Annotated in this window: 14 protein-coding genes; 6 read left to right on the top strand and 8 right to left on the bottom strand. The window is 70.3% G+C overall.

Annotation, left to right across the window (positions count from 1 at the left end):
* Nucleotides 1-2: 2 nt before the first annotated feature.
* The 3 genes from upp to dqs_RS19270 are packed head-to-tail and all read right to left on the bottom strand — an operon-like array spanning nt 3 to nt 3,232.
* Nucleotides 3-635: a uracil phosphoribosyltransferase gene (gene upp / locus dqs_RS19280; protein ID WP_065341457.1), complete on the bottom strand. Its 633-nt coding sequence runs from the start codon at nt 633-635 to the stop codon at nt 3-5.
* A gap of 17 nt (nt 636-652) precedes the next feature.
* Nucleotides 653-1,942, bottom strand: coding sequence for a URC4/urg3 family protein (locus tag dqs_RS19275; protein ID WP_065341456.1), 1,290 nt, complete (start codon nt 1,940-1,942; stop codon nt 653-655).
* 48 nt (nt 1,943-1,990) lie between these two features.
* Nucleotides 1,991-3,232 carry a GTP cyclohydrolase II gene (locus dqs_RS19270; protein ID WP_011767487.1) on the bottom strand — a complete coding sequence of 414 codons (1,242 nt, stop codon included), beginning with the start codon at nt 3,230-3,232 and terminating at the stop codon, nt 1,991-1,993.
* A 447-nt stretch (nt 3,233-3,679) separates the two neighbouring features.
* Between dqs_RS19270 and dqs_RS19265 the strand changes: the two genes are divergently transcribed.
* Entirely contained in the window at nt 3,680-4,576 is an 897-nt protein-coding gene (locus dqs_RS19265) for an LOG family protein (protein WP_011767486.1), read from the top strand.
* Between the two features lie 9 nt (nt 4,577-4,585).
* Here dqs_RS19265 and dqs_RS19260 read toward each other — a convergent pair whose 3' ends face one another.
* The 4 genes from dqs_RS19260 to dqs_RS19245 form a co-directional block, all read right to left on the bottom strand.
* Nucleotides 4,586-6,031: a TRAFs-binding domain-containing protein gene (locus dqs_RS19260; RefSeq protein WP_065341455.1), complete on the bottom strand. Its 1,446-nt coding sequence runs from the start codon at nt 6,029-6,031 to the stop codon at nt 4,586-4,588.
* A gap of 13 nt (nt 6,032-6,044) precedes the next feature.
* Nucleotides 6,045-7,223 carry a patatin-like phospholipase family protein gene (locus dqs_RS19255; RefSeq protein WP_011767484.1) on the bottom strand — a complete coding sequence of 393 codons (1,179 nt, stop codon included), beginning with the start codon at nt 7,221-7,223 and terminating at the stop codon, nt 6,045-6,047.
* A 50-nt stretch (nt 7,224-7,273) separates the two neighbouring features.
* Nucleotides 7,274-7,870: a hypothetical protein gene (locus dqs_RS19250; protein WP_011767483.1), complete on the bottom strand. Its 597-nt coding sequence runs from the start codon at nt 7,868-7,870 to the stop codon at nt 7,274-7,276.
* A 121-nt stretch (nt 7,871-7,991) separates the two neighbouring features.
* A complete protein-coding gene (locus tag dqs_RS19245; RefSeq protein ID WP_065341454.1) occupies nt 7,992-9,434 on the bottom strand; it encodes a YdgA family protein in 1,443 nt (480 codons plus the stop codon).
* 238 nt (nt 9,435-9,672) lie between these two features.
* On the opposite strand from dqs_RS19245, the gene dqs_RS19240 reads away from it, so the two are divergent.
* Nucleotides 9,673-10,125: a bacteriohemerythrin gene (locus dqs_RS19240; RefSeq protein WP_011767481.1), complete on the top strand. Its 453-nt coding sequence runs from the start codon at nt 9,673-9,675 to the stop codon at nt 10,123-10,125.
* A 51-nt stretch (nt 10,126-10,176) separates the two neighbouring features.
* Here dqs_RS19240 and dqs_RS19235 read toward each other — a convergent pair whose 3' ends face one another.
* Nucleotides 10,177-10,635, bottom strand: a complete 459-nt coding sequence (locus dqs_RS19235; protein ID WP_041642885.1) for a bacteriohemerythrin — start codon at nt 10,633-10,635, stop codon at nt 10,177-10,179.
* Between the two features lie 193 nt (nt 10,636-10,828).
* Here dqs_RS19235 and dqs_RS19230 point away from each other — a divergent pair, with 193 nt between their 5' ends.
* The 4 genes from dqs_RS19230 (at nt 10,829) to dqs_RS19215 (ending at nt 15,516) form a co-directional block, all read left to right on the top strand.
* Nucleotides 10,829-12,085, top strand: coding sequence for an Eco57I restriction-modification methylase domain-containing protein (locus tag dqs_RS19230; RefSeq protein ID WP_065341453.1), 1,257 nt, complete (start codon nt 10,829-10,831; stop codon nt 12,083-12,085).
* Between the two features lie 120 nt (nt 12,086-12,205).
* Nucleotides 12,206-13,501: a glutamate--cysteine ligase gene (gene gshA, locus dqs_RS19225; protein ID WP_011767478.1), complete on the top strand. Its 1,296-nt coding sequence runs from the start codon at nt 12,206-12,208 to the stop codon at nt 13,499-13,501.
* A 12-nt stretch (nt 13,502-13,513) separates the two neighbouring features.
* Nucleotides 13,514-14,470, top strand: a complete 957-nt coding sequence (gene gshB, locus dqs_RS19220) for a glutathione synthase (protein WP_065341452.1) — start codon at nt 13,514-13,516, stop codon at nt 14,468-14,470.
* Nucleotides 14,467-15,516 (top strand): FAD:protein FMN transferase, encoded by a 1,050-nt coding sequence (locus dqs_RS19215; protein WP_179948000.1) that lies wholly within the window; start codon nt 14,467-14,469, stop codon nt 15,514-15,516. Before gshB ends, dqs_RS19215 begins: the two co-directional genes overlap by 4 nt.
* Nucleotides 15,517-15,555: the final 39 nt, after the last annotated feature.

Here is a 15,555-nt window from a genome sequence, read left to right as displayed (position 1 = left end):
GCTCAACGGGTACCGAACAGGCGGTCGCCGGCATCGCCGAGGCCGGGCACGATGTAGCCGTGCTCGTCCAGGTGGCTGTCGACCGCCGCCACCGTCACCGGCACGTCGGGATGGTGGGCGGCGAGCGCCGCCAGCCCTTCCGGCGCCGCCAGCAGGCACACCAGGCGCAGGCTGGCGACGCCTTCCTCCTTCAGCCGCGACAGCGCCGCGGTGGCGGAATTGCCGGTGGCGAGCATCGGGTCGACGACGATCACCTCGCGCTCCTCGATGTCCTCCGGCAGCTTGAAGTAGTACTCCACCGGCTGCAGCGTGTGCGGGTCGCGGTAAAGGCCGATGTGGCCGACGCGCGCGCCCGGCAGCAGCTCGATCATGCCGTCCAGCATGCCGTTGCCGGCGCGCAGGATGGACACCAGGCAGAGCTTCTTGCCGGCAATCATCGGCGCCTTGCATTCCGCGATCGGCGTGGTGACGCTGACCCGTTCGGTGGGCAGGTCGCGGGTGACCTCGTAGGCCAGCATCGCCGCGATCTCGCGCACCAGGCGGCGGAAGTTGTCGGTGGTGGTGTCGGCGCTGCGTGCCACAGAGAGCTTGTGCTGCAGCAGCGGGTGGTCGATCACGCGCAGGGCAGGGTGCATGGCAGGTCTCCCGGGGGTCAGAACACGGTTCCATCGCTGAGGATGGCCAGCGGCGGCGCGCCGCCGGGCCGGCGGTCGGCGGCGATGCGGCGGCCGGCCGACCAGGTGCCGCCCTGCAGCACGCAGGGCAGCGGAAACGCGGCGGCCGACAGGCCCAGCTCGGCACGTACCGCGTCGGCCAGGCGATCCAGGCCGATCACCGTCAGCGCGCGCCATTCGATGATCGCCGGCGCATCGACGGTGAGGGGTTCTGCCAGCAGCGCCGGATCGCGCGGCGCGATCACGCCGAAATCGAGCAGCAGGCCGCCGTTGCGGTACTCCGGCAGGCCGCTCAGGCGGTCCACGCCGCTGATCGTGAAACCCGCCTGCTGCAACGGTTCCAGCAGCGAATAGGTGAGCCATTGGGTAAGCTTGTGGAAGGGCACGAGGCCGTCGCCGGGCAGTGCCGGGTGCGGCCAGCAGTCGCCCAGCGGCACGCCGTCCATCACCGTGCGGCCGGGCCACACCGGGCCGAGTGCGCGCAGCAGCACCGCCAGCACTTCGCCCGCATCCAGCGGCCGTCCGGCGGCGCGCGCGGCGAGGTAATCGACCAGATGGCCGAGCCGCGCCGGGCGGCCGAACACGGCCGGCGTGGCCTCCATCACCTCGCCCAGCCGGCGCAGTAGCGCGGCGCGGCCCTCCAGCCCCACCAGCGGATTGGCCGCGCTCGCCTGAAAGGCTTCTGCCAGCCGGGCGGGCGCCAGCCGCGCCAGCGCCGCGGCATCGCTGCGCAGCGGGCGCGTGGGGTCGGCCGAGAAGCCGCCGCCGGCAAACAGCGCGAAGCTCGCCACTCCCAGCCCTTCGGAGCGCCCCAGGCTCAGGCCGTTGGCGCCGTCGCGGTAGCGCCACGCAGTGCCGGCCCCAGCGTCGAGCAGCACGCTGGGGATGACCAGGTCGAACGCGACGCGCGCGCGCTCCAGCGGGGTGTCGTCCAGCCCGGCGCGCGCGGCGAGCGCCGCCCAGCGGTCCACGCCGCCGGCCTCGAAGTGGCGCCAGCGGCTGTGGTAGGGCACGGCCAGATCCGGGTAGTCGTGGCGGATGGTGTCGGCGACGTAGGCGGCGGTGGCGGGAAGATGCTGCGGCTGCCAGGTAAATAGTGCCGAGTTGCCCGCCTCGACATGGCGCATGACCGCGGCGCAGCGGCTGCGCACCGCTTCGGCGCACAGCAGCGCCGCGGCCGGGTGGTCGTCCGCCACCGGGGTATGCCAGCCGGCGCGGCTGATCGAGGTGGCGGCGGTGGCCGCGGCGATGGCGTCGATGAAGCTCATGGGCGGGCCTCCGTCAATGCGGGCGTGCCGGGCGGCGCGGCCGTCGGTTCATTCGTGCAGCCCGCGGCCCTTGGCGAGCGCGAGTTCGGCTTCGGCTGGCGGTGCCTCGACGCTGAAATAGCCGGCGGCGACCTTGGCGTCCATCTCGACGCGGGCGTCGGGTGGAATCAGCGCATCCGGAATCGCCACCCGTTCCACCACTTCGATGCCCGCCGCGGCGAGCGCGCCGTGCTTCATGTTGCTCATCGACGCCCAGCGGTCGATGCGGCGGATGCCGAGCCAGTGGAAGACATCGGGCATCAGCTGCTGGAAGCGCATGTCCTGCACGCCGGCGACGCATTCGGTGCGCTCGAAATAGGTTTCGGCGCGGTCGCCGCCGCGCTGGCGCTTGCGCGCGTTGTAGACCAGGAACTTGGTGACCTCGCCGAGGGCACGGCCTTCCTTGCGGTTATAGACCACCAAGCCGACCCCGCCCTGCTGCGCCATCTCGACGCAGACCTCGATGCCGTGGGCGAGGTAGGGCCGGCAGGTGCAGATGTCGGAGCCGAACACGTCGGAGCCGTTGCATTCGTCATGCACGCGGCAGGCGACCTTCGTTTCCGGGCGGCCGAGCTTGGCGACGTCGCCGAAGAAGTAGAGCGTCATGCCGCCGATCGGCGGCAGGAAGACCTTCAGGTCGGGCCGCGTGACCAGTTCGGGGAACATCCCCGCGGTCTGTTCGAAGAGCGCGCGGCGCAGCGCGGTCTCGCGGATGCCGAAGCGCTCGGCGATGCCGGGCAGGTACCACACGGGGTCGATCGCCGCCTTGGTCACGCGCACGTCGCCATTGGCGGCCAGCACCGTGCCGTCGGCGCGCAGCCGCCCGGCCGCGATTGCCGCCTGCAGCTCGGGCATGTTGATGTGGGCGGTGGTCACCGCGATCGTCGGCCGGATATCCATGCCGGCGGCGATCAGGTGGGCGAACTCCTCCGCGACGCGGTGGCCCCAGGGGTCGAGCGAGACGATTGCGCCCGGATCGCTCCACTGCGGGTGGGGGCCGATCGCGACCGCCGGGGCGGTGTCGGTGAGATCGGGGCGGTGGTCGCGCTGGAGCTGGCCGGAAGCTACCGCCAGCGCGCGGTATACCGAGTACGCCCCCGCATGCGTGCCGATGACGTTGCGCAGCCCGGGTTCGCCGAGGCTGGCGATCAGCGGCCCGCGGGCGCGGGCGCTGGTGGCGCCCCATTCCACCGCCGGCGCACGCCCGCTTCGGCCGCGGTTGTGGGAGGTGAGCATGATGTGCGATGCCATGACGAACTCCTCGAGAGGCCGCTGCGAACCCGCGTTCCACGCCACAGCTTGCCGTCGTGGAACCCACCTTGCACGATTGAGGCGAGCGAGATCCGTGCCACGCCCAAGGCCGCCGTAGCCGGGTTGCGGGCCTGCCGTGCGCACCGCGATGGGGCGCCGCGCCGCTTTGCGGCAGGCTGCATGGGCGCGGGTGGTGCGCTGCAATGTCGAGCGGGTAGGATGGGGGCGTGCGCCGGTCCTGGTCAGGATGGTCGCGGGTCGGGGCAGGAGGGCGTGCGTTGCTTCACGGCGGCCGTGCTTTTGGCGGCTGCCGATGCAGCGCCGGGCGGGCGCCGCTGTCCAAGCTCACGTGATCGCGGGGCCTGGGCATCACCCTTGCAGAGCGAAAGCCCGGGCGCATTTTTTTCAGCTCGGGACACACTTCAATCACAGAGAGCGAGCGAGACGATGGATACCAACAAGCTCAAGGTCCGCAATTTCCCTTCTGCCCATGAGGAAGCGGTGGCACCCAAGCCGGCCACGCCCTACGACGGCCCCGGCAGCGCATTCCGCATGGCCTTTACCGACAACGAGTTCCTGCTGCGCGACGAGCTGCGTCCGGTGCGGCTGCAGCTGGAGTTGATGAAGCCCGAGTTGATCCAGCAGGACCAGGGCGTGGCCTCCACCATCGTCGTGTTCGGCAGCGCGCGCTTCAAGTCGCGCGAGGTGGCCGAGCAGATGATGGCCGAGGCGCAGGCGAGCGGGGACGAGGGCCTGCTGGCGCGCGCCACGCAGATGCTGCGCATGTCGCATTACTACGAGGAGGCGCGCCGCTTCGGCGAGCTGGTGACGCGCGAGTCCGACGCGCTGGGCGAGCCGGTGATCATCTCCACCGGCGGCGGCCCCGGCATCATGGAAGCGGGCAACCGCGGCGCCTTTGAAGCGGGCGGGCGCAGCATGGGGATGAACATCTACCTGCCCTTCGAGGAAGCGCCCAATCCCTACATCACGCCGGAACTCTGCTTTCAGTTCCACTACTTCGCGATCCGCAAGATGCACTTCCTGATGCGGGCGGTGGCGCTGGTGAGCTTTCCGGGCGGCTTCGGCACGCTGGACGAGCTGTTCGAGGCGCTGACGCTGACGCAGACGCGCAAGATCCGGCGCCGGCCGATCATCCTGTTCGGGCGTGCGTTCTGGGAGCGGCTGATCGACTTCAACGTGCTGATCGAGGATGGCCTGATCAGCCCGGGCGATGTCGAGCTGTTCCAGTACGTGGAAACCGCGGAGGAGGCGTGGGAGGCGATCAAGCTCGCCTACCGCATCGACGACCCGCAATTCACCGCGCGGCAGATCCGCCAGCTCTAGCTGCGGCGTTCAGCGGGCGGCGCGCGCGGCGGCGACTTCCGCCTGCAGCCGGCACAGCGCGTCGCCCTGCTCCAGCCGCGTCGCCTGCATCCACTGCGGTACCGCGAGGGCGCGCGCTTCGGCATCCAGGCGCGCGGCGGTGGCTGCGTCGCCGAGGCCGAGCGCCGCTTCCCAGCGGATCGCCAGGCGCCAGTAGCGCGACGCGAGATCGCCGTCGCCGCGCTGGCGCTGGGCGTCGGTCAGACTTACCGCGTCGGCCGCCTCGGTGATGCGCAGCACTTCCTGCCGCATCCGGCGCGCCTGCACGCTGTCGGCCACCGCCTCGTCGGGGCGGTCGCCGTAGCGCAGGGCTTCGCGCGCACGCAGGTCGAGCAGGTAAGCGAGGTTGATGCCGTTGTAGCCGTCCTGGCGCAGGTGGAAGCCGCGTTCGTAGGCGTTGATCGCCCGGTCCAGGTCTTCGCGGCGGCGGTGCGCGTCCCATAGCCGCTTGTGGATCGCGCCCCACAGGCCGAGCGTTTCGGGGTCGTTGGTGGTGGCGGGGTCGAGCTGCAGCAGCACGTCGCGCGCGTCCTGCAGGGCCGCTTCGGCGCTCGGCAGGCGCGATTTGTAGATCGAGAACGCGAGCTGCTGCAGCACGAAGGGGTCGTTGGGGCGCAGCGCGCGCACCTGTTCCAGCAATACGCGCGCGCCGGCAAAGTCGCTCGGCTGGCCCGCGGGCGGGTTGATGCAGGCGCGTGCGGCTTCGAGCAGTTCCTTCGCGCTCGGGGTCGCCACGCTGTCGGCGGGCGGGCTCGGTGCCGGCGGGGGGGCAGGCGATGCGGCGGGTGGGGGCAGCGGCGCAGGCGCACCGGCTGGCGAAGCGCCGACGGCGGGGTCCGGCGGGCCGAAGGCGTCCACATCGAGCGCCGGTGGATGGGCGGCGTAGTGGACCACCGCGCCGTCCAGCCACAGGCCTGGCCGCCGCGGTGGGTGCAGCCCCGGCAGGAAGGTGTAGACCGGGCTGTCGGTGCTGTCGGCCGCGAGCAGCGCCTCGATCGCCTGCTGCAGCTCGGTGCGGAAGCGGCGCGCTTCCTTGTAGCCGATCTCCTCGCCCAGGTGGCGGTAGCGCCGGATGCTGATGTGGCTGACGTCGAAGGGGTTGCGGAACTGCTCCTCGGCCACGATCAGCGTCGCGCGCGGGCGCAGGCCGTAGCGCACGCCGAGTTCGAACGCGGCGTTGACGTTGTAGGTGGAGAGATCGGCGATGACCAGGTCGGCGTCGAGCAGCATTTCGTACATCGGCTTGTCGATGGTGCCGCTGTGCACGATCTCGTCGGCGCGGATGCACTCCAGCCCGGCTCCGACCACCGCCTCGCGGATGATCTCGTAGGACGCGTCGAGGTCGAGGATGCGGCCGTCCGTGTAGTCGGTCTTCTTGCCGAATCCCTGGATCACGAAGCAGGTGCCCTTCGCCATGCGCGCCGCCCCCTCAGACGAAGCCGTGCAGGTGCGCCAGCCGCACATTGGCTTCGGCGTAGCGGCGGCCCAGACGCTGGATCGCCGGCAGGCGGTCGATCGCGTCCAGCCGCTGCACGTCGGCCTCGGCGACATCGCTCAGGCCAAGCGCGTCCAGGCCGGCGCGGCTCACGTCCGGGTCGTAGCGCACGTAGCTGAAGAGCTTGGGCCCGCTCCAGTTCGGCGGCTCGCCGGGCGCCGACACCATGGTGCCGATCTCGCGGTCGAGGAGGCCGCCATGGCGGCATTCGCCCAGCATCCGGCAGGCCATGTCCCAGCCGGCCGAGGCGGCATTCATCAGCGCGCCCGGAATGTTCTTGGCGTGATCGAGCAGCCACAGGTCGTCGGCCTGCAGATCGGGGCGCAGGCGGGGCGCGGTGCCGGTGCCCACCGAGACGACAAGCAGCTGCCCGGTGCCGGTCGGCCAGTTGATCGCGTAGGGCCGCGCGGTGGCCATCTGGAAGGCGAGGAAGGCAGGGTTGTTGTAGGTGGTGACGCCGCCGTCGACGAACACGAAGCGGTAGGCCTGCGGCGTGCCCTCGGCAAAGCTCACGACCTCCGGCGGGAAGAAGGTGGGCGCCGCGGTGCTCGCGCGCACCAGCTGCCATAGCGGCAGGCGCAGATTGCAGTCGCGGCGCCCGCTGTCGTTGTAGCGCGCGTCCGGGTTGTTGCACACCGGCCAGGGCGAATCGGTGCTGTGGTTGCGCATCACCATCATCAGCAGCGTGCGCAGCGCCGGCGAGCCGAGCGTCGCATGGGGTTCCGCCGTGCTCGGCTGGTGCCCGAGCGCGGCGTCAAACTCGCTGCGCAGCTTCGCCGCCAGCGGTTCGTCGTCATAGCTGTAGCGCAGACGCTTGAACAGCGCGGCGCGGTCGAACATCTGGCCGCCGCTCTCGGTGTAGAAGCGGCCGATGCGCGCCATGCTCATGCCGGCGGCAATGCACGCGGCGATGATCGCGCCGGTGCTGGTGCCGCAGGTGAAGTCGAACCAGTCGCCCAGCACCAGCTCGGGCTGGTCCAGTTCGCGGCGCAGGTCGGTTTCGAGGCGGGTGAGGATTTCGACGCTGACCAGACCGAGGATGCCGCCGCCGTCGCAGGCGAGGATCTTCTTCGGACCGGGGCGCCGGATGCGTTCGGTCAGCTTGGGGTTCATGTCTGCCTCCACGTGGCCCGTTGCGCGGGCCTTATCGATCCGGATCGCGCTCAGGGCGGGATCACGATGACTTCGCCTGCGCGCTCGCGAACGGCTGCCACCATGTCGGCGGTTCCGCCGCCGCCGTCCCCGGCCTCGCCGTTCCACACGCACAGCAGCACCAGCCGGCGCGCCCCGCTCGCCGCCGCGCTGTCGAGCAGCCAGCGGTTGCAGCGCTCGAAGGGGCCGGTCGCGGCATCCTCCGGCGCGGGCGCCAGCACCTGCGGTGCCTGATCCAGCCGGGCGAGCACGGCGGCAAAACGCGCGCGCCACTGCACGCCGTGGGTGGCGGGCAGGATGGAGCGGCGGACGAATTCGTGCGGGGGAAAGGGCAAGCGCAGCTGGAGCCGCACACCGCGCTCGAGCGCGGCTTCGGCCAGCATCAGGTCGGCGCCGGCGGCACCCTGGGTGTAGGCCACGTCGGCCGGGCCGGCCTCCAGCGTGTCCAGCGCGGCGGCGATGCGGGCGCGCACCGCGGCTTCATGCTCGGCGGGAAAGCGCGGCGTGGTCCGTTCCGGCGCGTCCATGATGTGGCCGCTGAGGACCAGCGCGCAGCGCGGCGGGGTGGCCGCGCTCCGGGTGGCACTGGGCTGAGGGGTGACGGACATCGGCGCGGGCTCCGCTGGCCGGCCGGTCCGCGGGGGCCGCGGAAGGCGCCGGGTCTCGTCTGAGTGTAGAAGATGGCGGGCGATTATTGCAGGGCGGCCCGCCGCGCCCTCGTACGGCGGTTTACTCTTCGTCCGCCTCGAGTTCCTCGAGCATGGCCTCGTCGTCATGGTCCATGCCGCCGAGCGCGCCCATCGCCATCGGGTTGAACGGCTTGCCGTTGACGCTGAGCTGGCCCTGGCGGAACGCGACCGAGGACTTCAGCAGCCCGCCTTCCTGGCTGACGTAGCCCTGCGCGGCGACGGCGGCGAGCTGGCGGTTGAAGCGTTCGGCTTCGCTCGGCGTGTCCTGCCACTGCAGCAGCAGCGCGACCGGCACCACGGCCTCGCCGGACGCGTCGATCTTGCCGATCAGCGCCATCACGTTGGAGAACTCCTCGGGCTGGATGCCGGCCAGCTTGATCCGCGCCGCGACGCGCGCTTCGCCGTGCGGGCTGCTGAAGCTGATGCGGTCGAGACTGATTTCCGGCGCGTGCGACAGCAGCTCCAGCGCGGGCGTGCTCAGTGTGGCGAACGCAGCGGTGGGGTTGCCGCCGGCGGCAGCGGCCAGCGTCGGATCGCCATAGACCTTCATCATTTCCTTGTAGAGCTTGGAAAGCGTGCGCGCGTGCAGGTGCTTGAGCGAGAGGTCGTAGTGGGCCGGGCCGTAGTCCTGCTCGCCGACCTTGATCACTTCGGCGCCGATGCGCGCGGCGATGTCGATGAAGTCGCCGTTGGCCGGCGCGTCGATGTCGTAGGTGATGCGCTGCGCCAGCACCACCGGCTTGGGGTCGGACGGGTTCTTGCCCGGGGTGACGCGCAGCTCGGCGACCGCGAACTTCTGCGTGCCGGTGTAGAGCAGGGTGTCATCGTCGAACAGGCGCTGCTGGTCGCCTTCGAGCGTGAGGCCGCTCAGCACCAGGTGCACGTCGGCGTCCTCCACCTCGAGCTTGGGTGCGCCGCCGCGCATCGTGTAGTGCTTCATGCCGGCGGCGAAGTCCACGACCAGCTCCAGGCCATCCCACGCGAGGCGGGCCGTTTCGCCGGTTTCCGCATTGGGTACGGTGGTGGCGAAGGCCGGGCTGCTCAGCGTGGAGCGGCCGCTGCCGTTGAAGTTGTAGACGTTGTGCAGCGTGACCGGCGGCTTGTCGCCGAGCACCTTGGCGATTTCCTGGCGGGTCGATTCGTCGAGCACCAGCTGGCTGTCGGCCACGCCGGCGGCGACCGTGGTGAAGCCGGGCAGCGGGCCGTGCTTGATGTCGGTGCGCACCGTGAAGCGCAGCGGCTGTTGCGGTTCGTCGGCATCGGCCTGCAGCGGGGCGCCGATCTCGAAGGTGACGGTTTCGGTGGCGCTGAAGATGCCGCGCTCGTAGTTGCGTTCGGCCACGCGCAGGTAGGGCGTGGCGGCGAGCTGGGCGTACTGCTCGGCGTGGGCGCTTTCGATGCGTCCGCCCAGATACCAGGCGGTGGCGGGATAGGCGAGCGCGACGGCGGCGACCAGCGCGCCGAAGGTAAGCGGCTTGTTCATGCGGGTTTCCTGGCTGATGGCGCGAAATGCGCCGGCTGAGACGACATGCGAGTATGCCCAACGTAGGCGCCGGCGTCGATGGTCGGCAGGCCGCTGGCATGGTCCGACGCAAGCGGCATTGAACTTGCTACGCCGGGCTGGGGCCGGACCTCCCCTGCCGACCCCGCGATTGCACATTCAAACCCGGTCGCGGCGCCCGCCGGCGCCCTCGAACCGGCAGGACGCGAGGCTATCCGACATGCAGAAAAACACGACCCTGGTGACCTGGCAGGACAACTACGCCCTGGGCCTGGACGAAATCGACGACCAGCACAAAATGCTGTTCGACATCATGAACCGGCTGTGGGCGGCGATCCTGCGCAACGCCGAAGGTCAGGAGCTGGGCCGCATCCTCGAAGACCTGGAGCGCTACACGGTACTGCACTTCACCGAGGAAGAGACCTTCATGCGCTCGATTGCGTATCCCGACTTCGACGGCCACATCGCCTACCACCGCAAGTTCGTCAAGCAGATCAGCGACGAAAAGGCGGCGGCCCGCAGCGGGCGGCAGGTGAGCCTGGAACTGATCCATTTCCTGCGCGACTGGCTGGTCAACCACATCCTCGTCGAGGACAAGCGCTACGCGGCGCAATTCCGCACCGAAAAGCGCAGCTCGTCGCTGCTCGGGCGCTTCTTCGCCCGCCTCGGGTGAAGTCCGCGTCGGCCGTTTGTCGTACATCGCACACGGCCGGCGCCCGCCTGTTCAGCGGAAGAAGCGGCCCAGCGAGCGTGCCAGCCAGCCTTCCTTGCGCTGGTCGCTGACCAGCGCAACCATGCGCGGCCGCACCGCGCCCACGTAGTCGGCGTCGTCGCGCTTGATGTGGTTGATCAGCCAGGCGCTGAGCAGCGTGTGGATTTCCTCGGCGATCTCCTCGCCCCTGGAAAAACGCTCGCGGTATTCGTTGACCCGGCGCACGAAGAGTTCGTGCACCTTGCGGTGCGGCTTCAGGTAGGGGTAGCCGGCTTCTTCCTGCAGGCTTTCCTCGAAGGCGAAATGCGACAGGGTGTAATCGACCAGCTCGTCCAGCACGCGGCCGACCAGGCCGCGGTCCTGCTTCTGTTGCGCGTGTTCCATCTGGTTGATGTAGTCGACGATGCGCATGTGCTGCTGGTCGATCACGGCGATCCCGGTGTCGAGGTCGCTCGTCCAAGTGATGGGCACGGTGTTCTCCAGGGGTAGGCTGGTGGGCTGACGGAAGCCCATGATTATAGCGCGGTCATGTTTCACGATGCTTTTCAAATATTCATGCGCGCATAGAGACAGAATGCGGGCGAGGGGCCGTGCGCCCTTGCCTTGACCCCGGCAGGCACCCTCACGAGAATGCGCCCTTGCCTTACGCCGCGGTCCGTTTCCGATGTCCTTCCTGCTTGAACCCGCCTCCGCCCAGCTCCCGCTCGGCCTGCGCGACGTCGCCTCGCTCGGCCAGGTGTTCACACCGCCGGCCGCGGTGGCGGCGATGCTCGCGCTGCGGCGCAACGCCGGGCGCGTGCTGGAGCCTTCCTGCGGGGACGGTGCCTTCCTGCGCCATCTGCCGGGTGCGGTGGGCATCGAACTCGACCGCGAACACTGCCCGCCGGGCGCGCTCAACCTCGATTTCTTCGCCTATCCGGCGCACGAGCGTTTCGACACCATCATCGGCAACCCGCCCTATGTCCGCTTCCAGGACATTCCCGCCGCCACCCGGCGCCTGCTCGGGCCGGGCGCGCAATGCCTGGACGGGCGCTCCAACCTGTACCTGTTCTTCATCGAGAAGTGCGTGCGCCACCTCGCCCCCGGTGGCGAGCTGATCTTCATCACCCCGCGCGACTTCCTGAAGGCGACCTCGGCGGTGAAGCTCAACCGGCTGCTGTACGAAGCGGGCTCGATCACCGACGCGATCGAGCTGGGCGACGCCCGCGTGTTCGACGACGCGCTGCCCAACTGCCTGATCTGGCGCTTCGAACTCGGCCGCCGCGAGCGCAGCCTGCGCTATGCCGAAATCCGCAGCGGCGAGGACGCCGCGCTGGCGCTTGCCGAGCCGCGCTGGCAGCCGCGCCACCTGCTCGAATGCGGCGGCCACCTGATGTTTGCGCGTGGCGACTATCCGCTGCGGCTGGCCGACGTGGCCTACGTGAAGGTAGGCGCGGTGTCGGGCGCCGACCCGCTCTACGCCGAGCCGGCGCAGGGCGGGCGCGAGTTCGTCTGCTCGGCCACGGTGCGCAGCGGCGCCACCCGCCGCATGCTGTGGGTGGAGCCGGGCGACCCGCCGCCGCCCGCGCTGCTGGCGCACAAGACGCGCCTGCTCGGGCGCAAGGTCGCGCGGTTCGACGAATCCAACTGGTGGCACTGGGGGCGCGTGCATCACCGCAGCGCGCGGCCGCGGGTCTACGTCAATGGCAAGACGCGTGCGCCCCGGCCCTTCTTCATGCACGACTGCCGGGACTACGACGGCTCGGTGCTGGCGGTCTTTCCGCGCCGCGACGATGTCGACCTGCAGGCCTTCCGCGATGCGCTCAACGCGGTGGATTGGGCCGACCTCGGCTTCGTCTGCGACGGCCGTTTCCTGTTCACCCAGCGCAGCCTGGAACAGGCGCCGCTGCCGGCCGCGTTCGCGCGCTTCCTGCCGGACTGAGCGCGCCCGGGGCCCCGTCCGGACCCCCGCGGCCTTTGGTGTAACATTCGCCGCAAACCATTTCCTGCCGCGGCTAGTTCGGGCGGCTCCCCAACCGGGTTTCCTGCGAGACACGCTTCCATGGTTCCTCACCTCACCACCGCGCTGACCGGCCCGCTGCTGGAGCTGGAAAAGCAGTTCCTCGACCGCGCCAGCGAGATCGAGAAGTGGTTCCGCATCCAGTGGCAGGACCACCTGCCGCCGTTCTACGGCTCGACCGACCTGCGCAATTCGGGCTTCAAGCTGGCGCCGGTCGATCTCAACCTGTTCCCCGGCGGCTTCAACAACCTCAACGACGCCTTCATGCCGCTGTGCGTGCAGGCCGCCCAGGCGGCGATCGAGCGCATCTGCCCCGACGCCAGCAAGCTGCTGCTGGTGCCCGAGAACCACACCCGCAACCAGTTCTACCTGCAGAACGTCGCCAAGCTGGTCAGCATCCTGCGGCTCACCGGGCTGGACGTGCGCATCGGCAGCCTGCTGCCCGATGTCACCGCGCCCACCGTGCTGGAGCTGGACAACGGCGCCCGCCTGACGCTGGAGCCGCTGCGCCGCGAAGGCGGGCGGCTGGGGCTGGAGGGCTTCGACCCCTGCGCGGTGCTGCTCAACAACGACCTTTCCGGCGGCGTGCCGGCGGCCCTGCAGGGGCTGGACGAGCAGTGGGTGATCCCGCCGCTGCACGCGGGCTGGCATTTCCGCCGCAAGTCGCGCCACGCCGAGGCCTACGACCGCGTCGCACGCGAGTTTGCCGCCACCATCGGCATCGACCCCTGGCACATCAACCCGGAATTCGGCGTCTGCGGCCAGATCAACTTCCAGGAACGCACCGGCGAGGAATGCCTCGCCCACCAGGTCGATACGCTGCTCACCCGCATCCGCGCCAAGTACAAGGAATACGGCATCGCCGACGAGCCCTTCGTGGTGGTCAAGGCCGACGCCGGCACCTATGGCATGGGCGTGATGACGGTGAAGGACGCCTCCGAGGTGGTCGGCCTCAACCGCCGCCAGCGCAACAAGATGGCGGTGGTGAAGGAAGGCCTGGAGGTGCACGAGGTCATCATCCAGGAAGGCGTGCACACCTTCGAAACCGTGGATGGCGCGGTCGCCGAGCCGGTGGTCTACATGATGGACCACTACGTCGTGGGCGGTTTCTACCGCGTCCACACCGAGCGCGGCCGCGACGAGAACCTCAACGCGCCGGGCATGCTGTTCAAGCCGCTGGCGTTCGAAACCTGCTGCACGCTGCCGGATTCCGCGCAGGGGCCGGATGCGCCGCCCAACCGTTTCTACGCCTATGGCGTGGTTGCCCGCCTCGCACTGCTCGCCGCCTCGGTCGAAATCGAGGAGACCGAGCCCGCCGCCGACGCGCTCGCGGTCTGAGCCGGAGCCGCCATGACCCAGTCGCTCAAGCTTGCCTTCATCGTCGATCCGCTCGACGCGCTCAAGGCCTACAAGGATTCCAGCATCGCGATGATGCGTGCCGCCGCGGCCCGCGGCCACCAGGTGTGGGCACTGCAGCGCGAGGCGCTGGCGTGGCGCGACGGCGCGGTGTTCGCGCGCAGCGTGCCGCTCACGCTGCTGCCGGGCGACCACCCGTGGCACGAGGCGGGCGAGGCGCAGAGCCTGCCGCTGTCCGCGTTCGACGCGGTGGTGATGCGCCAGGACCCGCCCTTCGACTTCGAGTACGTCACCGCCACCTGGCTGCTGGAACGCGCGGTGCAGGCCGGGGTGCGCGTGTTCAACGACCCGCGCGCGATCCGCGACCATTCCGAAAAGATCGCAATCACCGAATTCCCGCAGTTCACCGCCACCACGCTGGTGGCGCGCGATCCGGCGGAAATCCACGCCTTCATCGACGAACTCGGCGACGTCATCCTGAAGCCGCTCGACGGCATGGGCGGCAGCCAGATCTTCCGCGTCACTGCCTCCGATCCCAACCGCAACGTCATCGTCGAGACGCTGACCCACGAAGGCGCGCGCACCATCATGGCGCAGCGCTACCTGCCGGCCATCGTGCACGGCGACAAGCGCGTGCTGATCGTGGGCGGCGAGGTCGTGCCCTATGCGCTCGCACGCATTCCCAAGGCGGGCGAGACGCGCGGCAACCTTGCCGCCGGCGGCCGCGGCGTGGCGATGCCGATCACCGCGCGCGAACGCGAGATCGCCGAGTACCTCGCGCCCATCCTGTGGGCGCGCGGCCTCCTGATCGTCGGCCTCGACGTGATCGGCGGCCATCTCACCGAGATCAACGTCACCAGCCCGACCTGCATGGTCGAGATCGCCACCCAGAGCGGCTTCGACGTCGCCGCACTGGTGGTCGATCGCCTCGAGGCGGCGTGCGCCGAGTGAGTCCGGCTCTGTCAGGCGGGTGGGCGCGTGCGCTGCTGCTCGCCTGCGCCGCGCTGGTGCTCGCGGCCTGTTCGCGCGCGCAGGTCTTCCATCAGGAATCCTATGTGTTCGGCACCCGCGTGGATGTCGCGGTGTACGGCACCGACGCGGGCCAGGCCGAGGCCGCGATGGCCGACGTGCTGCGCGAGTTCGACCGCCTGCATCGCGCCTACCACGCCTGGGAGCCGTCCGAGCTGACCACGCTGAACGCGGCGCTCGCGCGCGGCGAAACGGCCACGGTGTCCGACGAACTCGCGGCGATGCTGGCCGATGCCCAGCGCCTGGCCGCGCTCGGCGACGATCTGTTCGATCCCGCGCTCGGGCGCCTGATCGAGCTGTGGGGCTTTCACACCGACACCTTCGTGCCGCGCCGGCCCGACCCCGCGCAGGTGGCGGCGCTGCTCGCGGCCGCCCCGCGCATGGCCGACCTCGTCCTCGACGGCAACCGCGTCAGCAGCCGCAACCCGGCGGTGCAACTGGATCTCGGCGGCTATGCGAAGGGCTACGCGCTCGACCGCGCCGCGGCCATCCTGCACCAGCGCGGCGTTGCCAACGCGCTGATCAACATCGGCGGCAACGTCATGGCGCTCGGCAGGAAGGGCGACCAGCCCTGGCGCGTCGGCATCCAGAACCCGCGCGAGGCGGGCCCGCTCGCCACCCTGCCGCTGTACGACGGCGAGGCGATCGGCACCTCCGGCGACTACCAGCGCTATTTCGAACTCGACGGCGAACGCTACGCCCACCTGCTCGACCCGCGCACCGGCCAGCCCGCGCACGGCACCCGCTCGCTGACGGTGCTGATCACCCCCCGCACCGCCGCCGGCACGCTGTCCGACGCGGCCAGCAAGCCCGCCTACATCGCCGGCGACGGCTGGCGCGAGCAGACCCGCCGCTTCGGCATCGAGCACGCGCTGCGTGTCGCCGCCGACGGCCGCATCCAGGTCACGCGCGAGCTGCGGGCCCGCCTGCAACTGCCTTCCGGCACCACGGTCGAGGTCGTCGACTGAGCCGCGTACCGGCAGCCGGCGGGCTGTCGGCGGGCGCCG

Origin of the sequence: Azoarcus olearius, from assembly GCF_001682385.1 — a bacterium.
Classification (GTDB): Bacteria; Pseudomonadota; Gammaproteobacteria; order Burkholderiales; family Rhodocyclaceae; genus Azoarcus; species Azoarcus olearius.
The sequence above is the reverse complement of the archived record's forward strand: the minus strand, read 5'-3'. Positions and strand labels throughout refer to the sequence as shown.